This window comes from Photobacterium sp. AWH4_225 (genome assembly GCF_056158405.1).
On sequence record NZ_JBSWTF010000001.1, the window covers coordinates 2,507,824 to 2,528,183 of the forward strand.

Annotated in this window: 22 protein-coding genes and 2 tRNA genes; 11 read left to right on the forward strand and 13 right to left on the reverse strand. The window is 46.6% G+C overall.

The window, feature by feature from the left end; translation table 11 throughout:
* The first annotated feature begins 49 nt into the window (after positions 1-49).
* The 4 genes from larC (at position 50) to ACXAD4_RS11755 (ending at position 3,867) form a co-directional block, all read left to right on the forward strand.
* Positions 50-1,333 carry a nickel pincer cofactor biosynthesis protein LarC gene (gene larC / locus ACXAD4_RS11740; RefSeq protein WP_475241537.1) on the forward strand — a complete coding sequence of 428 codons (1,284 nt, stop codon included), beginning with the start codon at positions 50-52 and terminating at the stop codon, positions 1,331-1,333.
* Positions 1,330-2,136, forward strand: a complete 807-nt coding sequence (gene larE / locus ACXAD4_RS11745; protein WP_475241539.1) for an ATP-dependent sacrificial sulfur transferase LarE — start codon at positions 1,330-1,332, stop codon at positions 2,134-2,136. The genes larC and larE overlap by 4 nt, the downstream gene beginning before the upstream one ends.
* Positions 2,136-2,792: a nickel pincer cofactor biosynthesis protein LarB gene (gene larB / locus ACXAD4_RS11750; RefSeq protein ID WP_475241541.1), complete on the forward strand. Its 657-nt coding sequence runs from the start codon at positions 2,136-2,138 to the stop codon at positions 2,790-2,792. Before larE ends, larB begins: the two co-directional genes overlap by 1 nt.
* Positions 2,793-2,976: 184 nt before the next feature.
* Positions 2,977-3,867, forward strand: a complete 891-nt coding sequence (locus ACXAD4_RS11755; RefSeq protein WP_475241543.1) for a PfkB family carbohydrate kinase — start codon at positions 2,977-2,979, stop codon at positions 3,865-3,867.
* 182 nt (positions 3,868-4,049) lie between these two features.
* On the opposite strand, the gene ACXAD4_RS11760 is transcribed toward ACXAD4_RS11755, so the two are convergent.
* From ACXAD4_RS11760 to ACXAD4_RS11780, 5 genes are read right to left on the reverse strand one after another with little or no spacing between them, the layout of a single operon-like run.
* Positions 4,050-4,667, reverse strand: a complete 618-nt coding sequence (locus ACXAD4_RS11760) for an ATP-binding cassette domain-containing protein (RefSeq protein WP_475241545.1) — start codon at positions 4,665-4,667, stop codon at positions 4,050-4,052.
* Entirely contained in the window at positions 4,651-5,361 is a 711-nt protein-coding gene (locus ACXAD4_RS11765; RefSeq protein ID WP_475241546.1) for an ATP-binding cassette domain-containing protein, read from the reverse strand. Before ACXAD4_RS11765 ends, ACXAD4_RS11760 begins: the two co-directional genes overlap by 17 nt.
* A complete protein-coding gene (locus ACXAD4_RS11770) occupies positions 5,361-6,182 on the reverse strand; it encodes an ABC transporter permease (protein ID WP_475241547.1) in 822 nt (273 codons plus the stop codon). The genes ACXAD4_RS11765 and ACXAD4_RS11770 overlap by 1 nt, the downstream gene beginning before the upstream one ends.
* Positions 6,175-7,152: an ABC transporter permease gene (locus ACXAD4_RS11775; RefSeq protein ID WP_475241549.1), complete on the reverse strand. Its 978-nt coding sequence runs from the start codon at positions 7,150-7,152 to the stop codon at positions 6,175-6,177. Before ACXAD4_RS11775 ends, ACXAD4_RS11770 begins: the two co-directional genes overlap by 8 nt.
* Positions 7,152-8,579, reverse strand: coding sequence for an ABC transporter substrate-binding protein (locus ACXAD4_RS11780; RefSeq protein WP_475241550.1), 1,428 nt, complete (start codon positions 8,577-8,579; stop codon positions 7,152-7,154). The genes ACXAD4_RS11775 and ACXAD4_RS11780 overlap by 1 nt, the downstream gene beginning before the upstream one ends.
* 224 nt (positions 8,580-8,803) lie before the next feature.
* Here ACXAD4_RS11780 and nikR point away from each other — a divergent pair, with 224 nt between their 5' ends.
* Both nikR and ACXAD4_RS11790 read left to right on the forward strand, forming a co-directional pair.
* Positions 8,804-9,223 (forward strand): nickel-responsive transcriptional regulator NikR, encoded by a 420-nt coding sequence (gene nikR / locus ACXAD4_RS11785; RefSeq protein ID WP_475241552.1) that lies wholly within the window; start codon positions 8,804-8,806, stop codon positions 9,221-9,223.
* Positions 9,224-9,329: 106 nt separating this feature from the next.
* Positions 9,330-10,256 carry a triose-phosphate isomerase gene (locus tag ACXAD4_RS11790; protein ID WP_475241553.1) on the forward strand — a complete coding sequence of 309 codons (927 nt, stop codon included), beginning with the start codon at positions 9,330-9,332 and terminating at the stop codon, positions 10,254-10,256.
* A gap of 98 nt (positions 10,257-10,354) precedes the next feature.
* On the opposite strand, the gene ACXAD4_RS11795 is transcribed toward ACXAD4_RS11790, so the two are convergent.
* The gene (locus ACXAD4_RS11795; RefSeq protein ID WP_475241555.1) at positions 10,355-11,170 is read right to left on the reverse strand and encodes a sulfite exporter TauE/SafE family protein; all 816 of its coding nucleotides are present in this window, start codon (positions 11,168-11,170) and stop codon (positions 10,355-10,357) included.
* Positions 11,171-11,335: 165 nt separating this feature from the next.
* On the opposite strand from ACXAD4_RS11795, the gene ACXAD4_RS11800 reads away from it, so the two are divergent.
* The 5 genes from ACXAD4_RS11800 to ACXAD4_RS11820 all read left to right on the forward strand — a co-directional run bounded on the left by ACXAD4_RS11800 (position 11,336) and on the right by ACXAD4_RS11820 (position 14,560).
* Positions 11,336-11,959 carry a Crp/Fnr family transcriptional regulator gene (locus tag ACXAD4_RS11800; protein ID WP_475241556.1) on the forward strand — a complete coding sequence of 208 codons (624 nt, stop codon included), beginning with the start codon at positions 11,336-11,338 and terminating at the stop codon, positions 11,957-11,959.
* Positions 11,960-11,966: 7 nt separating this feature from the next.
* Complete coding sequence (locus ACXAD4_RS11805; protein ID WP_475241558.1) at positions 11,967-12,335, forward strand: YidH family protein; 369 nt, start codon at positions 11,967-11,969, stop codon at positions 12,333-12,335.
* Positions 12,332-12,652 (forward strand): DUF202 domain-containing protein, encoded by a 321-nt coding sequence (locus tag ACXAD4_RS11810; protein ID WP_475241560.1) that lies wholly within the window; start codon positions 12,332-12,334, stop codon positions 12,650-12,652. Before ACXAD4_RS11805 ends, ACXAD4_RS11810 begins: the two co-directional genes overlap by 4 nt.
* An 8-nt stretch (positions 12,653-12,660) precedes the next feature.
* A complete protein-coding gene (locus tag ACXAD4_RS11815; protein ID WP_475241562.1) occupies positions 12,661-13,956 on the forward strand; it encodes an anaerobic sulfatase maturase in 1,296 nt (431 codons plus the stop codon).
* Between the two features lie 136 nt (positions 13,957-14,092).
* Entirely contained in the window at positions 14,093-14,560 is a 468-nt protein-coding gene (locus ACXAD4_RS11820) for a hypothetical protein (RefSeq protein WP_475241563.1), read from the forward strand.
* A 108-nt stretch (positions 14,561-14,668) separates the two neighbouring features.
* Here ACXAD4_RS11820 and ACXAD4_RS11825 read toward each other — a convergent pair.
* From ACXAD4_RS11825 to ACXAD4_RS11855, 7 genes are all read right to left on the reverse strand, one after another.
* Positions 14,669-14,755: transfer RNA gene (locus ACXAD4_RS11825), tRNA-Leu, on the reverse strand.
* Between the two features lie 50 nt (positions 14,756-14,805).
* Positions 14,806-14,881: transfer RNA gene (locus ACXAD4_RS11830), tRNA-Gly, on the reverse strand.
* A gap of 243 nt (positions 14,882-15,124) precedes the next feature.
* Positions 15,125-16,354 (reverse strand): organoarsenical effux MFS transporter ArsJ, encoded by a 1,230-nt coding sequence (gene arsJ, locus ACXAD4_RS11835; RefSeq protein WP_475241565.1) that lies wholly within the window; start codon positions 16,352-16,354, stop codon positions 15,125-15,127.
* A gap of 93 nt (positions 16,355-16,447) precedes the next feature.
* On the reverse strand, positions 16,448-17,449 hold the full coding sequence (locus ACXAD4_RS11840) for an ArsJ-associated glyceraldehyde-3-phosphate dehydrogenase (RefSeq protein WP_107300419.1): 1,002 nt from the start codon (positions 17,447-17,449) through the stop codon (positions 16,448-16,450).
* Between the two features lie 341 nt (positions 17,450-17,790).
* On the reverse strand, positions 17,791-18,285 hold the full coding sequence (locus ACXAD4_RS11845; protein ID WP_107300418.1) for a phosphatase domain-containing putative toxin: 495 nt from the start codon (positions 18,283-18,285) through the stop codon (positions 17,791-17,793).
* Between the two features lie 53 nt (positions 18,286-18,338).
* Positions 18,339-19,100: a metalloregulator ArsR/SmtB family transcription factor gene (locus ACXAD4_RS11850; protein ID WP_475241567.1), complete on the reverse strand. Its 762-nt coding sequence runs from the start codon at positions 19,098-19,100 to the stop codon at positions 18,339-18,341.
* A gap of 124 nt (positions 19,101-19,224) precedes the next feature.
* Positions 19,225-20,322: a PGAP1-like alpha/beta domain-containing protein gene (locus ACXAD4_RS11855; RefSeq protein ID WP_475241568.1), complete on the reverse strand. Its 1,098-nt coding sequence runs from the start codon at positions 20,320-20,322 to the stop codon at positions 19,225-19,227.
* Between the last annotated feature and the right edge of the window lie 38 nt (positions 20,323-20,360).

Sequence of the window (20,360 nt, forward strand, 5' to 3'; positions counted from 1 at the left end):
TCTCGGCGGTGGCCTTTTTTCCATCCAGATGACAACGCGTGGGGCAAAAATGCATATTCATCTTGATATCATTGGCGGAATTGCTGGAGACATGTTCTCTGCAGCAATGCTAGATGCGCATCCGCACTTAGAACAACCTCTACTCGACATGCTAAATTCACTGCAGCTTGAAGAGCAAGTGAAGGTAACACTGAGCCATGGCGAAGATAAGGGGCTAAATGGTAAACGCTTTAGTGTAGAGCTGAAAGAAAGTTCACATGACCATGAGCACCATGAGCATCAACATAGTCACGGCGACCACGATCACAACCATCACCATCACCATCACTATCACTATCACGAGCATCAGCACAGTCATGATCATCACCATCATCATGACTGGCAGCACATTCGTAGTTACCTTGCGAGCAGCCAGCTTGAAGCTGAAGTTAAAGAGACGGCCATAGGTATCTTTAGTTTAATGGCCGCTGCAGAAGCAAAAGTACATAACATGGACATTGAACATGTTCAGTTTCATGAGGTCGGTGCTTGGGATTGCATTGTTGATATCATTTCAGCCGCTTGGCTTATTCATCACAGTAAAGCCACCAGCTGGTCAATATCTTCACTACCTTGGGGTGGCGGTACGGTTAAATGTGCACACGGCATCATTCCCGTTCCGGCACCAGCGACTCTTAACTTGTTAAAAGGGTTTAACTTTGTTGATGATGGCGAAGTTGGTGAACGCATTACACCAACAGGTGCAGCCATTCTAGCCTGGCTATCACCAGAGCAGTCTGTTGCGACTGGGCAATTTCAAATGGCTGGTTATGGTTTCGGCACCAAAAAGCTATCTCAGCGTGCCAATGTGGTCCGAGCAAACTTAATCAAACCCTCTAAATCCCAGCACAAAGAACGTATTGCCATTATCCAATGTGATATTGACGATATGACAGGCGAGATGCTTGCCAATGCCAGAGAGTCACTACGTCAACAACCCGGTGTATTGGAAATCACTGAGGCAGTCGCTCACGGCAAAAAGCACCGACTAATAAGCACGTTGACCCTGCTATGCCAACCTCACCACCTCAATGAAGTTATTGAGGCCATTCTCAACCAAACGTCCACTTTGGGGGTTAGGCATTGGCTGTGTGACCGGGTTAGCTTACCTCGCCTTCACCATCAAATTACCCACAAAGATAAAGCGTTCAACGTTAAAACCGTCCAGCGTCCAGATGGTAGCCACACAAGCAAACTAGAAGCCGATCATCTCAATGAGGCGGGCAACAGCTACCACAAAAAACAACAGCTAAAACATGCAGTTGAGCTTCAAGCTGAGGGAGTCGAGCTATGAGTACAGTGAATAAAATACAGGTTTTGCAAGGCATCCTTCAGCAAATCGACAAGGTAACGGTTGCTGTAAGTGGCGGTGTCGATAGCATGACTCTAGCTTATGTGGCCCACCAAACCTTGGGCCGAAAGGCAAAGATGGTCCATGCTACCTCATCTGCCGTACCAAGTGCTGATACACGCCGTATCCAGAAGTACGCCAAAGAGCAAGGGTGGCAATTGGAGTTGGTTCAAGCCGGTGAGATGCAGGATATGGCTTACCGAAATAACCCTGTCAACCGTTGCTACCATTGCAAGTCAGCGCTGTATTCAACCCTAAAGTCCTTAGATTTTGGCCAGGTGGTGTCCGGGACAAACATGGACGACCTTAGCGATTACAGACCGGGGTTGATTGCCGCAAATGAAAAAGCTATTCGCCACCCATTCGTAGAAGCCGACATCGATAAAGCCACCATTCGTCGAATTGCCCAGCATTATCAATTGGCTGATATTGCCTTTCTACCCGCCTCTCCTTGCCTTGCAAGCCGTGTAGAAACAGGGGTTTTCATCCAGCCAGAGCAACTCGATTTGATTAACCGGGTTGAAACCAGCCTGCGCCAGCAAATTAACGCCGAAAATATCCGCTGCCGATTGCTTGCCCAAAGGTTGGTATTACAAATTGATGAAGATGAACTCAGCACTCTGCACGAAACGCTAATCAATCGCATCATTGCAGATACAGAATCCATGGCCAGTGAAGTAGGCCTGACATTACCGGTTGACGTTGCCCCATACAAACGCGGCAGTGCTTTCGTGAGGGTCGCATAATGAACAATATAACAATGGACTTTGAGCGCCGAGCGCGCTGTGGCATAGAAGAAGCGGTTTTCTGTGAAGGTAAAAACGCTGAGCAAATTAACACGATTATCAGGATGGCCACTGAACAACAGCGTCGGTTGTTGCTGACTAGGCTAAGCCAAGATAAGTTTGAGCTCCTCGCCCCAGCATATCAAGAGCTACTGATGTTTGACCCACTGGGAAGAACAGCCGTTCTAGGGGAGCTTGAGCCTCCGAGAAAAGCAGCAAAAGTCGCTATTGTCTCAGGAGGGGCATCAGATGCGGCAGTCTGCAATGAAGTTGCTGTCACCCTGCAATATCACGGCATACACTGTGAACGCTATGAAGATATCGGCGTAGCTGCACTATGGCGCCTGACCAACAGATTAGAAGAAATACAGCAAGCCAATATTATTATTGCCGTTGCAGGAATGGAAGCCGCCTTACCGACCGTATTATCCGGCATGATAGCCAATCCGATTATCGCGGTGCCAACTTCCGTCGGTTACGGCGTCAGCGAAGGTGGCCACCTTGCCCTGAAATCCTGCTTAGGCAGTTGTGCAGCCGGACTAACCACTGTCAACATTGATAATGGCTTTGGTGCAGCCTGCGCTGCAATAAAACTCATCAACCAATTCTGCCGTTAGTCTACAGCCTAACAGCCAATGAGCCCCGCGCATATACCAGGCGCATAGCACCTTCTGGTGTAGTGGTTAGGGCCACTTCGGTGGCCCGATTCTTCACCATGTGACTTTCAATACCACTTAAAATACTAATCCGTTACAATAATCAGTAATTTGGTTACCAAACAACAATTAGAAGAAGATTAATTTGAAAACAGTCATTTGCATCGGAAACGCCACTTGGGACCAAACTTTTTCGGTCAGTACATCGCAACTGCAAGCCGCAAAGTCTTACGCTGAAGGGTTCTCTGTCAGTGGCGGGGGCGTCGCGGCTACCGCAGCCGTTGCCATTGCAAACGCGGGAGAGAAAGTTGACTTCATCGGTCGCATGGGTATCGATATGGTGGGTCAGCAAATTTCGGACGAGCTCCTTGCCCATGGCGTCAACATTGAGCACTGCCTAAAATACGAGCAAGTCCAGTCATCAATCGCGACCATCATCCTCGACGAACAGCTTTCATCGAAAATATACGTCTACAATGATCCTTCAATGCCCAAAGACACGTCCTCACTCTTTGGCATGGATTTATCAAACACCGCCGCTATCGTCGCCGATTTGACATGGCCTGAAGGTGCAAAAGTACTGTTTGAACTGGCTAAACAAAAAGGGATCCCTACGTTCCTTCGAGTCAGCTACTTTGACAACGCACTCATTGAGCTCCTCGAACTCGCTGATTATTGCGTCTTCAACCACCCTTCATTGCTGGCAATGACCTCGGATATTCAACATAAGCGTGCCCTGAATAAAGCCATTAAGCGTGTTGGCGGCTCTGCCGTGGTTACACTAAGCCAACGAGGTTGTGCTTGGATGCATGAGGGACACTTTGAAAACCTGCCTGGTCATCAGGTCGAAGTCGCTGACACGACTGGTGCTGGAGACATTTTCATCGGTATATTGGCGATGCAGGTCGGTAAAGGACACGCTTTCGAGCAAGCGATTATTACCGCCAACCACGTAGCAGCTTTAAGCTGCGAATTCATGGGAGCCAGACAGCTTGCCAGCTGTGAAAAAGCCCAAGAAGTATTGCGCCAATCTTAATAGCCTAGCTAAGTTTCATTTCGCACAGCCCACATATTGTTGAAGCCCCCTCGAAGAAAAGCCCCTCGAAATAGTCATCTATTTCGAGGGGCTTTAATATTCTCTTGATAAGAGAACCGTTCAGTTACTCACATTAACACCAGCATTTTCAATCTGGATTAGCCCGCTGTTACGTGCGCTTTTTATTGCGCTTTTAGCTGCGCATCTAGGTCAATGTCTTCAGGCCATTCAATTACCCTATCACAGACATTCTTCAATAATGGGTAGCTGTGAGAAATAACCAATGCCCCCATATTTCTCGTCTTTAGATCCTGCAGTAACACCTGCCATATTTCTTGTTGGGTAATAGCATCGAGCTGCGCCGTGATTTCATCACAAATCAAAAACTCAGTTGAAGGAGCCAATGCCCTGACAATATTCAGCCTTTGTAATTCACCGCCTGACAACTGTTTTGGTAACCGCTCTAACCATTGCGGTTTTACCCGATAGCGAGCCAATACCGACTCTGACACAGAGTAGCTCTCGGCCAAAGACCGAGAGAGGCGCCAACGAGGATTGAACGCGAACTCAGGTGACTGACTGATCCATTGAACCGGCGAACCCGCCCCTTTTCGTTTTAATGGCTGTGACAATACCCCCTGGGATTGCGTAAGTAATCCAGCTAGCACCTGTGCCAACGTTGACTTACCGCAGCCGCTTGGACCATATAAACCCACCCGCTCGCCAGGTTGGATGCTGACATCGGGAAAAGATAAACGCTGGTGCCCATATTCAAACGCACCATTACGCAGACTTAGCATAGTGTTCCTCGTTATCATTAAACCAATGTTCTGGTGCGGCCTGCCAAAGAGCATGGGTATAAGGGTGACACCCTTTATCCCAACCAGGCTCAATAGTGACATCATCAACCAACTGACCGTCTCTGAATACCAATAAGCGATCGACATGCCGGGTAAGCGCTACAATATCATGGCTGATAATAATCATTGCTTGCTGGTTTAACCTTGGTGAGGTCAATAACGACAGCAGTTGTTCGCTTCGCGTAAAATCCAAACCTGAAGTCGGTTCATCGGCGACAATAATCTCCTTCCCTTGCACAAGCCCCAAAGCTATCAGTGCGCGCTTGGCCATTCCGCCCGATAATTCACCGGGGTATTTATGCAATAAAATCTCATTCAATTGGCAGTGGTTAACAACCTTGTGATACTCGTCATCACTGCAAGCGAGCTCTGCTAACTGCCGTTCAATGCGTGTCGTCGGGTTAAGGCAAGCCGCTGACTGCGGGACCAATGCAATATCCCCGCCGCAGTCAACCGCGCCCTTCATCTCAAACCCCTCAGGGCAATGTCCCAGCAATGCATAAGCAAGAATGGTTTTTCCACTGCCACTTGCGCCCACGATCCCGACCTTTTCACCACTTTTCACCGAAAATGTTACGTCATCGAGTAAACCACTTTCACCACAACAGACCGTTAATTGATTAACTGATAGCATTAGTAGCCCTTAATTTGAGAGAGTCGAACACATGCTTGCCCTATGGCTGAAAGCAGCAGCAATACCGCCAATAGAACCAGGCCTGGGAATACCGCCAACCACCAATTGCCCGATAACATATAACGACTTGCTTCAGACAATAAAATGCCGATGGAAGGAGTAGTCGGCTCTAAACCAAAACCAAGAAAGGTAAGTCCCGACACATGAATCAATGCATGCGGGATCATCAGTAAGATGCCAATAAGGCAATGAGGAAGCAGGAAGGGAAACACATGGTGCCATATGATAGACCACTTTGGCCGGCCGAATTGCCCTGCGAGTAGAACAAACTGACACATTAACAGCCCGCGCTGCTCTTCCACCAGCAAGCGGGTGAGCTTAGGCCAGTGGGTTAGCGCTACAGCCCAAATAACGCCATTCATTCCTCCCCCAAGAGCCAATGTCATAATGATCAGCAACAATAAATGCGGAATGGCCATGAACGTATCGACAATTAGGGACACCCCCCACTCGCAGCGTCGATTAAGGCCTGCGATTACTGTCAGCAACAATGCAATAAGCCCGCTGAGCAGTGCTGAGCCGACGCCGATTTGTATACTCAGCAACAGCCCTTTGACGGTTCGTCCCCACATATCCCGCCCCATGACATCCGTGCCAAACCAGTTATCAACCGATGGAGGCATAAGCACCTGATGCAAGTCCACGGCTTGGCTCTGAACTGGCAGTATCGCGCAATAAAATAGGATGCCGATAAAAACAGCAGTAAGGGACGCAATATTCCTTCGTAAACGAGATATGCTCTTTTGCTTGGGTTCAGACATGCGACCTCCCTTCAGGAAGTAATTTGACACTGATGAACCGGGCAATCCCATTACCAGCAAACACCAAGAGCATAGACAACATAGTCACGGCCATCAACAGAGCAATGTCACCATTCAAACCTGCAACAACCATTGTCATTCCAATACCGGGAAAATTAAACACCGTCTCAATAAGCGCCGAGCCACCGAGCAATTCCGATAACCCGGCAAATTGCAAAACAATAGCTGGAGTCAACGTATTTCGAAGCAGATGCTGATGATATATCGCCCATCCTGTTTTGCCGTGCATACGGGCATACAATACATGCTCGCTTTCAAGCACCTGAACGGCTTTCTCGCGGGTATGCATTGCGATATGCCCCATGCCTGTTAGCGATAGAACAATGGTAGGCAACACCAAGTAAGGCAGCTGTTCAGCCCAACCAATCGAGTCGGGAGAAATGCCAATAGGTGCACCACAACAAACCGGCGCCCATTGCAGCGAAACTCCAAACAAGCTCAGCGCCAGCAAAGCAATCCAAAATGCCGGAGCAGAAGCAGAAACCCAACACAACCCACGGATCAATCGATCAATGGGTCTACCACGGAAAAAAGCGGCCAAAATCCCCGAGCAATAGCCAAGAATAAGCGAGCCGACCCACCCCATAACCATCAGCCTGAGTGTTAGTGGTACCCTCTGTTGTAAGATCTCCATAACTGGCTGCTGCTGAGAAATCGAATAACCAAGCTCCCCTTGCAGCAAGAGCCAAAACCAATTGCCAAAGCGGGTAGACAGGGATTGGTCGAGTCCTAACTGGGCGGAAAACTGCGCCGTATGATCTGCGCTCATCGCAAACAAATTATCACTGGTGTAATAAAGCACGGGATCAACCGGTGAAACAGCCAGCAAACTGAACGTCATGGCTAACACCAATATAGTCAGTAATAGCAGACGCCATACAGTAGCAAGGTGTTGAAGTTTATGACCCATTACTGGCATCTCCATTGCCATTGCTCGATAGTACGGGTGATTGGCCAGCCATGTTGGTGAGGTTCAGGAAGCGGCGAGCCGATATCTAGGCATTCATTTACCGCGTAAAGGTGATCAATGTTGACTAGCCAACTCCATGGCAGATCATCTTCTAACTGTTTGTAGACCGTGTCCCAGTATGGCTGAGCCTCTTGATTATTTGTGGCATGTTTAATCGCATTCAATGATAAATCAACGACTTCATTGCCATAGTAACCGGAGTTATACCACCCTTCGCCAGCATATTCGCTGCCATAAACCAAGAACATTTCGTTGATTGCATGGCTACCAAACCCCATCAGAACTGGATTCGTTGTCATCGCGTGTCCTATCTGTGTCCAACTGGCTCCACGAACGACGACATTAATGCCCAGCGGCTCAACCATAGACGCTACGGCAAGCGAGAGTTGCTCTCGAAGGCTGTCTCCCGCAGGGTAATAGAGGGTAAAGCTTGCTGCTGTTCCTTGTTTTACTCTTATGTTTCGTTGCTTATCCAGCAACCAGCCTGCCTGCTCTAGCTGATGAGATATTTCACCCACGTTAGTCTCTTCACGCTGCTGATTTGTAGGTCCCCATGGCAAACCATCGGCAAGGGAAAAGGCTGGTCGACCGTAGCCTTGCAGAACACTTTTAACCAACAACTCACGGTCAATAACCTGATCGACGGCACGACGAATAACAATATCCGACGTCACGCTGTTTCCAGGCTGGTTAGCCGAAGGAGCATTAAAAGGCCAAACGATGCCACGGTTGTCATTCGTCTCAACAGTCAAGAGTTGATAATTATCAGGAACAAGGCGAGCATATCTTTGCGGAATGGAAGCCAAGTGGATCTGACCACTACGAACCAAAGAAATAAGGCTATCCTCGCTGGCAAAGACGATGATCAATCGGTCGACTGCGGGCTTTTGACCGTAATAATAAGGGTTTTGCTCTAAGACAACCTGCTGGCCTTTATCCCAACGCACGAACCGGAACGGTCCACTACCTAAAGGCATCTGACCATAATTAGGCCCGTAAGCGTGTTTCGGTACGATACCAACAGACGCCAATAAATCTGCAAACCCCAAATCAGGTGATACCAAACGAAAACGTAATTTGTATTCATCGTCGACGATTATTTCTCTAATCATGCTCGCATCATGTAAAGAGAGGCCCTGCTGCAATTGGCTGTATGTAAAGGCAACATCTTCCGAGGTCACAGCTGAACCATCGCCAAAACGGGCATCCTCTCTTAAGTCGACACTCCATTCATGGCGATCATCAGAAACCGAAACATGCCGTGCTAAATCCGGTTGAAGTGCTAAATCATCACCGCGTTTTAACAATGTTGACTGAATCAGGGGATCACCATACCTCCCCCACCCCATCACTGGATCCAGTCCCATTTCAGGCTCATCGCTAAGCCCTAATATCCATTGCTTATTATTTGCAGCATAAATTTGTGTTGAAATAAAAGCGCAAAAAAACACCGCAAAGATCTGTAGGAAATATTTTTTAGACGACATCACATTTTTAATTTTCGGACGGTAAGTACAGTTAACACTATCATCAAATTCGTGTTAACGTGAGTGATACAAATCACACAAACAGTAAGAGTGATCTATATCACATGAGTAATTCAAATAAAGAAATTGTCCGATTTTCACTGTCTTTTCCCAAGCAACTTTATCAAGAAATGATGGATACACTGACGGAACGCCAATATGGCTCGCGCTCTGAGTATTTCCGTGATCTCTTTCGTGAAAACCGAACAAATGACGACTGGCGGACGCCAAACAGAAACGTCGTGGGAGTACTCAGCATCGTCTACAACCACCACCAGCGGGGCCTCAGTGAAAAAATCAATCACCTTCAACATGATAGCCGCACTCAGGTTCAATGTACGACACACGTTCATTTGCAGCACGAGTTGTGCCTAGAAAATACCGTTATCATAGGTAAAAGTACGGATGTCCAAGCACTTGCCAACCAAATATCAGCCCTAAAAGGCGTTGAGCAAGCTCAACTTATACAACACCTAAATCGGTAATGTGACAATAATCACACTATATAAAATAGCGATCAATATCACACACCAAAATTTCAAACACTGTTATATTTGCTCCACACTCCCTACCAATATGCGAACAAAATAAATGAAAAAGAACATACTTATTAATTTAAAAAGATTTGAAGTTAGCAGAGAAAGAGGTGGCGTTTGTCCATCAGATAACCCTGTTGTATGGATAAAAGAAACTATCCAAAGTATTGTTGATACAGGCTGGGGAAAAAATGACAAAATAAACCTATCTGTATTCGTTCCTGATATTCTTCTGCATACAGCAATCGAACAGTTACAATCAAACCCAGATACAGATATCAAAAATATGTCTATCGGTAGCCAAAGCTGCCACCGTGAAGACGTTGCTGTCGGGGGAAATTTCGGTGCTTTTACCTCGCACCCTATAGCAGCTACACAAGCAACACTAGGGAGCAAAGCAAGTATCATTGGGCACTGCGAAGAACGCCGCCACCTTAATTTTGTTATCTCCCAATACAGTGGCGCAGAAGAGTTTTGTAGTTACTCCGCAAACAAAGTGGTAAGTACCATTATCAGTGAAAAAGCCTGCTGTGCACTGGAGCAAAGCATGAAAGCTGTCATCTGCATTGGCGAAACAGCAGAAGAGCGCGGGACCGGTACTGAGGAAGAGCAACTTGCACGAGCTAAAAGTTCGCTGGAAAGCCAGATCATTTCCAGTCTCTCACACATCCCAGCAGAGCAACTGAACAATAATGTTCTGCTAGCTTATGAACCAGTATGGGCTATTGGCCCAGGTAAAACGCCTCCTAACAGCGACTATATTGGTCTTATCACAGACTTTATAAAGCAAACGGTAGAAGCAAACTTCAATACCGTATTACCTGTTGTATATGGCGGCGGCCTAAAAGCAGAAAATGCAGCCATGCTAGCTGATATCAACCAACTTGATGGTGGGCTCATTGCCTTGACCAACTTTACCCAACCAATTGGTTTTCAAGTAGACGAGCTTTCGAAAATACTCTCGACTTATACTGCATCATAATCATTGGCCAACATAGACATCACTAAAAAGCCCCTTCCCATTATTGAATAATGGAAAGGGGCTTAATCTTTTGGTTAAGTTAAGATTGCTTTGAAAACTCAGAACACTGTATACAGTACTAGGCTCACCAAGATAACCAGCAAGGTAATGATATAGGTTGTTTGCTCCGAAATTTTACTCAGCAAAGACGCTGCGACAGGTACACCGATGAATGAGCCAACGACAAACCATATTGCTGTATAGATGTCTGCCTGCCCTCCTTTGGCATAACCAAGCGCTGCAAAGCCTGATAAAAATAGGGCGAGAACCACAGATGAGCCAATAGCTTTCTTGATATCAAGGTTCAAAACATTATTGAGCACAGGAAGTAGCAAAACCCCGCCACCGACCCCCGTTGAACCTAATATTGAACCGCAAAACATACCAGAGACGAGTGCCTTTTTATCGCTGTTACTTACAGCCGCAGCCGTATTCTTGCTTTTGGGTGAGGACCTATATTTGTGAAATACCGACATTAATGAACCAACCATCACAACAGTCACCAGAGTTGTAATAATTGATTGCGTGGTCTCCTGGTGTAATGGGTGCTCATTGAAATAAATCACCACCTGAGTCACCAAAAGGGTCACAGGTAAAGCGCCAGCAAACAGGATTGAAATTTTCCGCCAAGAGACATTCTTTGCTTTCACATGAACAATAGATGCATTCACTTTTACCAGCGCTGATATCAAACTTGCCGTACCCACTGCAAGTACTGGCGGCATGCCACAGAAGAGCTGTAACATCGGGATTAATAATACCCCACCTCCAACACCTGTTAGCCCCAGACATAATCCAAAAATACTTCCCAACGCTATTTTTAGCATTAAGGCTTCTGTTGCTAATACACCCACGAAAAGATCTACCATATCCATGATATGTGAACCCCAATAAACAGTTGTAATTATATGCTTGTAAACGCTTTCACTAATAATTACTTTACGGGATCAACAAGCTTATATTTTATGGCGATGATCATATTTGTTTAGCTAAATATCGGGTAAAGTATCTCTAGTGATTTTTCAGGCATACTCTTACTGATGGCTATTGATATTCGCAAGCAATTAAAAGATCACATAGACAACATTGACGTTAGCAAAAAGCAAGTCGTATACCATAATGGCTTGCCTGCTAAGGGTTTTTACTATGTAGATCAAGGTTTAGTGGGTTTATACCAAGTTTCTGAAAGCGGGAAAGAATCCTTACTAAGGATCTATGGGCCAGGCTCATACTTTGGCTACCGTTCTCTCTTTACCGCACAAAACTACCCATCTACAGCCAGAGCAATGCTAGATAGTGCTTTAATTAGAGTGAATGTAAACGATTTTAAATATCTCGACACAGCCTCTCCTAATTTGGCCAATTTATTAATGCAGGAAGTGTGCTCTGAATTAGGTGAAGCCGAAAAAAGATTAATGCAATTTAATGCCTTTAGTGCCAAGAAACGTATTCTCGATACAATTTATTATATGTTTCAAACATATCCTGAATATCCTTGGACCTACCGTGAAATAGGTGAATACAGCGGTACTGATACCACCACAGTGATCAGATATTGCAAGACGTTAAAAGACTCAGGAATTCTTGACAAAAGCAGTCGAAAACCGCTTCCGGTAGATCTAGAGCAATTAGCAAACTACCGAAAAACATTACTGCACAATTAATTTATCTATGAAAAATACAACACTAAATTCCAAAACGGCCTGGCGAAATGAAGGAGAAGCCCCGGACTACCGATTCTCCCTGGCTAACGAACGCACTTACTTAGCCTGGATACGCACCTCCCTTGCGCTGCTTGCCGGTGCGATAGGTATCGATCAATTGACACCAGATCTCGCCAATCCTTCAGTACGAATAATAATTTCCTCATTTTTGTGTCTCTGCTCTGGCTTACTGGCTATTTTTGCATACCGCCGCTGGGCACAAAATGAAAAAGCGATGCGGACAAAAACCGACCTCCACTACACCGGTTTTCTCAAAGTAATCAGTATCATCATGTTGTTTCTCACCTCTGTGATAATACTGGTCATCAACCTATGAATAAGGACCCAGGCCTACAACCAGAACGAACCGCGATGTCTTGGCTAAGAACCCAGCTGGTATTGTTCGCTCTGGGACTACCGTTTTTCAAGGCTACTGATCAATATGCTTTCCCCCGTCTGTCCTTAATCGGCCTATTAATGATGTTTTCAGCCATTCTTGGAACAGTGTACTGCCGCTTCCGCTTCACTCAAGTTTTCGAGAATATGATGGCAGTTACACGTACGGAGTATTGGGTAAAAAGGTATCTATCATCACTGATTACCCTTATGACAGTCGGTTACCTTATCTACATGTGGACACCAAACAGCAATTAGGATCAACAATGCATCAATCTCTTGGCTGCCATGTAATGGCCAAACCTACAGGTTCAGTCTGCAACATAGATTGTGAATACTGTTTCTACTTAGAAAAAGACAAGCTTTACCCAGACAGGCAAAGTGATTGGCAGATGCCTGATGAAACACTGGACGCTTACATCAAACAGCATATAGAAGCCCAACCCGGCCAAAGCGTTCAGTTTACCTGGCAAGGTGGAGAGCCGACTCTCATGGGGTTAGCGTTCTACCAACGGGTTGTAGAGTTGTGTGACAAGTATGGCCATAACAAACACATCACTCATGCATTTCAAACCAATGGCATTTTACTTAACGAAAAGTGGTGCCGGTTTTTCAAAGAGCATAACTTCTTAATTGGGGTTTCAATCGACGGACCACAAGATTTACATGACCATTATCGCGTGACACGAAGCGGCAAAGGGACTCACCAAAAGGTAGTAGCCGCTATCGAACTATTGAAAAAACATCAGGTTGAATTCAATACACTTACCGTCGTAAATGCACAGAATGTGAAGCATCCATTACGGGTCTACCAATACCTCAAAAGTACCGGCTCAAACTTCTTGCAATTTATTCCTTTGGTAGAACGCGATAATGCCCAACAAGGTTTCCCTCAACAAACGCTTGCCAGCCCAGACCAATCTTTTGGTAAAGTCACCAAGTGGTCTGTCGATCCTGAGGAGTATGGCCAGTTTTTAACGACCATATTTGATTATTGGATACGTCACGATGTCGGCCAGACCTTCGTGCAAATTTTTGATACAACACTTGCAAGCTGGTTAGGACAACCTCCCGGCATTTGTATTTTCTCCAAGCAATGTGGCCATGCTTTTGCGCTGGAAGCCAATGGTGATTTGTACCAGTGCGATCACTATGTATACCCTGAGTACAAGCTCGGCAATATCCATGAAACTTCTATCTCGTCCATGAACCATAGTGAAAGCGCACTTCAGTTCGGGAAGGACAAATTCGACACTCTCAATGACAAATGCCGACAATGTCGATATCTACCAGCTTGTAATGGCGGTTGTCCCAAACAAAGATTTGAACGCGGGCCGTCGGGCAAAATTGATCACAACTACCTCTGCCCTGGCTACTTCATGTATTTCAAACATGTTGAAGAGCCAATGGCGATCATGGCTGATCTATTGCGACATAACAGGCCAGCGTCTGACATCCAGCGCTACTTGCCACCACTGCCCTCTTCAGCACAAGGACTGGGGCGAAATGATCCCTGCCCTTGTGGCAGCGGAAAAAAATACAAGAGATGCTGTAGCAAATGATGACAGAGATACTGCCCTAGAGGGACAAACCTAAAAATATGACCCAAACATAGCGGGTTAATAACTCACGGTAGCCATTATAAGAGGCCAGGGTAAGTATGATAATATCCACACTTCATTTTTTATGGGGTATGACATGGCCCGTATTACTAAAGAAAAGTGGCAAGAAAATTTTGCCACCTATAATGCGATAATTTTGAAAATCTTTCTTAATGAAGGCTGGGAATACGTGACGTATGATCGCCTGAGCAAAGAAACCGGACTTCGCAAAAGCACCTTACAAGGCTACTACCCTTCCAATCAGGATTTTGCTGTAGCCATGGACGGAAAGGTGCTACCGATTATCATGGATCATCTGTCATTCGAGTCTAAAGAGGCGCTCATCCAATCTTGGACTGAGTCGCTTGAATCCAAAGAGTTCAAAATGATCATGAAGATGCTCATGATGCACGCTGCTAAGCACGAAAATCAGGGACAAGGCGCATTAGGTGCGAAAGGTCTTCTCAATATCATTCGGCATAAATTACCAAACGAAGACGGCTTAGCGCTTATCCAGCAGCTTTTCGGCTTAACTTTGGCTGGATTGCTGGGATTGAACGAATAACAGAAAGTTTTGGATTGCAGGCAACAATCTCGACATATGTTGAGATTGTTTATAAAGATGATCAGGCACAAAAAAGCCCCAGCATTTCTGCTGAGGCTTCTGTGTAGATGGTGCCCCGGGCCGGACTTGAACCGGCACAGCGCGAACGCCGAGGGATTTTAAATCCCTTGTGTCTACCAATTCCACCACCAGGGCACGCAATTCTTTGCGATGCCGTTTAGTATTGTAAACACCATCTTTAAATTTGGAGCGACACACGAGGTTCGAACTCGTGACCTCAACCTTGGCAAGGTTGCGCTCTACCAACTGAGCTAGTGTCGCATTGCTTCTTGTGGACTTTGCCCTGAAGACGAGAATTACTTTAACCGATTACAGAAATGAGTCAACGCGTTTTTTTAATGTTTTGATTTGAATGAACAAAACTCGATCAAGAAGAAGAAATATCTCACATTTTTCAACCACTAAATTTGCAGTTCTCTTAGTCTTCTCATACTAAAAAGCCCAGCTCGGTGGCTGGGCTATAAATTATAAGCGTTTTATTGATTCAGCGATGACATCACGCAATCAGGCTTTCGCTTTTTCAGGGTGTGCAGGCAGACGAATTGAGATAATCGTTGTCAGTACCAAGAAGATCACCGATACCCACAAACATGCTGCCAAACCCGCATACTGATAAACCAAACCAGACAGTACGGTACCAATCAAACGACCCATCGCGTTAGCCATGTAGTAGAAGCCGACATCAAGTGAAACACCGTCGTCTTTGGCATAGCTCACAATCAGGTATGAGTGCAGTGAAGAGTTAACCGCGAACACCGCGCCGAAGATCAACAAGCCAACCACGATAGTAAACTCTGGCTGCCAGTTGAACTGCACGCCGAGGGCAACCCCCATGGTGATAAGGCTCAGCAAACCGGCCCACCCCATCGCGGCACGACCGTCAGGCACTGTGCCCTTCGATTTACCGGTAATTTTCGGTGCGATACCCTGAACAAAACCGTAAGCAATTACCCATAGGGCCAAAAAGCCGCCGACCATAGTATGGTCCCAATCAAACACCTGACTTAGATAGATTGGCAGGGCAACGACGAACCAAACATCCCTTGCGCCGAACAGGAACATACGGGCCGCAGAGAGAATGTTGATGCTCTCGCTTTTCGAGAAGATCTGCTTAAATTTGATTTTGTTTTTGGCCTTGCCCATGTCTTTTTCTAGTGACACCAAGCTGAGGATAAGTACCAACGCCAATACCGCTGCCATAGCTAGAACTGCGCCTTTGAAGCCAACAACGGCCAGTAGCAAACCACCGATAAAGAAGCCAGCACCTTTCAGCGCGTTCTTAGAACCAGTCAGGATAGCAATCCACTTGTATAAAGCGCCCTGCTTTTCATCTGGAACCAAGGTTTTGATGGCACTCTTAGCGCTCATCTTATTGAGATCTTTAGCGATACCTGAAACTGCCTGCGCCAACATCACCCAAGGTACAGTCAGATACGCCGACGGTACCGCTAGCATAACCAGCGCACCGACCTGCATCGCCAAACCAATATTCATAGTACGGTTCAGTCCCAACTTGGCACCCAGCCAGCCACCAATCAAGTTGGTGACTACACCAAAAAATTCGTAGAACAAGAAGAGCGAGGCGATCTGCAGCGAGCTGTAACCCAACTGGTGGAAATGTAAGACGACCAACATGCGCAGCGCGCCGTCGGTAATGGTGAAGTTCCAGTAATTGAATGTCACCAGCATGTACTGGCGAACATCTTTGGAGAGGTTGGCAATAGCCGAAATCATGCAATAACTCACTCTACTGTTTGTTGCTGTGTACCACTATATATTACAAAGGCCAGCCCCAATAACTGGGGCTGGCCATTGGTACTGTGTTAGTTACGCTAGGCCAACCTTACGGATTAGCTCAGACGTACGGGTTGCGTAACCCATTTCGTTATCGTACCAAGCGTACACTTTCACCATACGGTCGTTCACAACCATGGTTGATAGTGCATCAACGATGGTTGAGCGCTGGTCGCCTTTGTAGTCGATAGATACCAGAGGACGGTCTTCGTAACCTAGGATACCTGCAAGCTCGTTTTCAGACGCTTCTTTCAGTGCTGCGTTAACTTCTTCCGCTGTCACATCGCGGCTTAGATCAAAGATGATGTCTGTTAGTGACGCATTAGCTAGAGGTACGCGAACCGCGTGGCCGTTAATCTTGCCTTCAAGCTCAGGGAAGATATCAATGATCGCTTTCGCAGAACCAGTAGTGGTTGGAATAAGGCTCATACCACATGCACGGGCACGACGAAGATCTTTGTGCGGCGCATCTAGGATAGTTTGCGTGTTTGTCAGATCGTGAATCGTCGTAAATGACGACTGCTCGATACCGAATTTCTCGTGGATAACCTTAACAACAGGGGCAATACAGTTGGTAGTACAAGAAGCCGCTGTGACAATCTTATGCTTGTCAGCATCAAACAGGTAATCGTTCACACCCACTACCACGTTCAACACGCTGTCATCTTTCACTGGCGCAGAAACGACAACACGCTTAACGCCTTGTGCTAGGTACTTGTTCAGGTATTCCATTTCACGGTGAACACCGGTCGCTTCCAGAACCACATCACAACCAGACCAATCTACCGCATCGATATCGCGCTCTTGCGTACAGCGGATCACAGAGTCACCAATCTGCATCGATTGACCATCAGAAGTCACGGCATGATGCCAGCGGCCTTGTACTGAATCGAACTCCATCAAATGAGCTAATGTTTTCGCGTCACCCGCTACATCATTGATTTGAACAAATTCCACTTCTTCCCAATCAAACGCAGCGCGCATCGCCAAACGACCAATACGACCAAAACCGTTAATGCCTACTTTGATAGCCATAATCCACTTTCCTTAAACCGTTAACTTGAACATATGATTTAGCATATATATGGTATGCCGCATATACTAGCCAGATCCGAACTGCTTTTCCAGATCTTTTTTCAATTAATTACTACTGTAACTGCCAAGGGCATAGCACAGTGACGTTAGGTACTGAGATAGGCACTTTTCCTTCGCTGTATGAGTGGGTCACAAAGCAAATTATAGTTACGCTATTTCCAAGCTACCGTTACGAGATAACGAGAGAATGACGGAATCTAGTTGATAAGTGCCAGATACAAAAATGCCCTGCAAAAGCAGGGCATTCATTCATTGAGTAAGGAAAGCCTGACGGCAATGACTTACTTGTACTGCTGGATGTAATCGATATGCGGCTGACGCTGGAAGGCACCCGGGCGAAGTGCTTGGATCTTCTCTATTGTTGAGTTCAGTTCTGCACCGCGAGAAAGCATAATGCGTGCTGCAATCAAACCTGTGCGGCCAGAACCACCCATGCAGTGAACAGCAATCGCATCACCGTTATCCAACATGGCCTGAGCGGCTTTGTTAGCTTCAGGGAAGTTTGCATCAAACTGAGCACCCGGTGCACAGTCATCTTCGATAGGTAGGTGGAACCAACGCATACCTAGGCCACGGCACTCTTCCGCCAGCGCTTCCAAACCACCTTCCGGTAGATCTTCTGGCTCAAGGGCTGTTAGTACTGCTGTTGCGCCAGCTTCTTTAAGTTGCACTAGCGAGTCGTGCAGAGAAACTTCTTTGGTACCTGGACATGGAGTCAGTAGCAGTTTGCCGCTATCTTCTAAAGGCAGGGTCCAGAATGGGTGTGTGTTTGACATATTTGCACCTATAAATAAGTAACTTACTTCTAATTAATTTTAAAATAAAAATACTAGCTAACTTTGCTAAAGCCTGGCTTTTTACGCTCTTCACGATGGCTGAGTTTGATCTTTTCGTCATTGATCATACCCGGATTACCATTTCTCACTGTAGCAAGGATATGGCGAATCCAAACCGGCAATTGCATAGCCAAATGATAAAAAATCCACTGCCCTTCCCGCTGGGTCTCCAGCACACCACCGTCACGCAGCAAGGCAAGATGGCGGGAGACTTTAGGCTGGCTCACGCCAAGTACATCGACCAGATCGCCAACTGTCAGCGCTTGCTCATCTTCAATCAACATCAAGATACGCAGGCGTAGCGGATCGCTAAGCACTTTAAATAATTCAACTGGGCCAATCACCGAATCGTGTTCTTCACCATTGAGCATCAGAAACAGTGCCATGCGACTTTCCAAGCCGTCTAAGGTGTCACGAAAAGGTTGATCGCCGCTCTGTGGCTTGGGATCTTTAAAATCCCAGTGAAGGAGTGCGTCGGAGTCAGGGAACAAGGCACATTCATTACTGGCCTTGTCGCACAGGGTGATCACGGTATCGAAGTGCTGCCCTTCAAGCTCAGCAGCCGAACAACTCTTTAAGTTATCGCTATTGATGCCGCGCTCGGCCAATACACGGTAAACACGAGGATCCACTTCCTCTGGTGCCATCCCTGCACTAACAACTTGGTAATGCTCACCCGCCATGTGCCGCATAGCGGCTTCTGCTAACTGAGAACGGGCTGAGTTTCCGGTACATAAAAATAAGATGCGTCTCATGTGACTCACGGCAGCAAACAATACATATGGAAAGCATTATATATGCTTTCCATTATATGTAAATCCCCGCGTAATGAATCAGTCAGGCGCTTTTCTGAAGAGTATGTATGGCCAGGCTATTGCGTTACAGCGTGTTACCAAGCACCCACTCGCTGACTTTCGCCGCGACTGCAGGATGGTTTAGCAAGTCAAGATGATCAACCCCACCAACAACCCACTTATTTTCTGGCGGGTAATTGAGTGCCATTACTCCTTTTGAGCTCTCTGCTAGCGCACTGGATACAGGCACCAACCCATCCCCTAGTTTGCGGTTGTTCTCATCCTGGATGTTCTTGCCAAGACAAGACGCAATAGCATAACACTGAACCGTATCAGGCAGCGTAGGCCTTTGGATCAACGCCGTGCCAGTGGCTTTGTCCTGATCCGCTTGCTTGAAAGGAATCGTCGGTGCCTGCCAATCCTCGTGAACAATGTAACCCCGGCTAAGATCCTTACTGCCACTACTGCGTATCTCCCCCAGTTTTTGCAAAAACTTCAACTGAGGTGTATCTGCCACTTGTTCATCAATCCAACAAGCTAGCTTCGCCAGTGGTGCACCATTGTGCGGTGTCCCCAAGGTAATAAAGGTACGAAGTACCTGCAGCCACTGTAGTTGATTGATGCCAGCATAGTAACAAGCACTGCGCGTAACCAAACCGCCCATGCTATGACCGATGATCACCAGCTCCTTGACCTCACAAGGCCAAGCCTGCAAGAGCTTTTCTAACCTAAAGGCAAACTCTTCGCCATTGAGGGAGATATGGTTGCCGGTGTTGTACCACAGGTAGATAGGGGTATAGCCCGCATTGATAAATTGCTTACCGTGATCGTGGCCTTTCCTGACCCAACCTTTATCAGCCATACACCAGCCATGGACACACAATACGATGCGCCCAGACGCATCAGGGATCTGGCGCTCAAGCGCTTCGGCATCATCGCTTAAATGCTGGGTATGATCAGTGAACACCATAGGTATGGCGAAACGGCTGTTTCTCTGCAGTAAATGGTCACCAACCAAACCATTGAAACTTGCTAGCAAAGCATCCCCTTGAGCTGGCGGCAGTCCGTGCTCCAGCAGCTCAACCACCCGTTGTTTGGCAAACTCCGAGTTTTCTATCACTTTGCTAGAAATATCTTCCTTGAGGCTTTTGAGCTTTTCGCTCCATTCGTTTTTAGAAATCATTACTACCTCAAATAAATACCATCTATTTATCTGATATT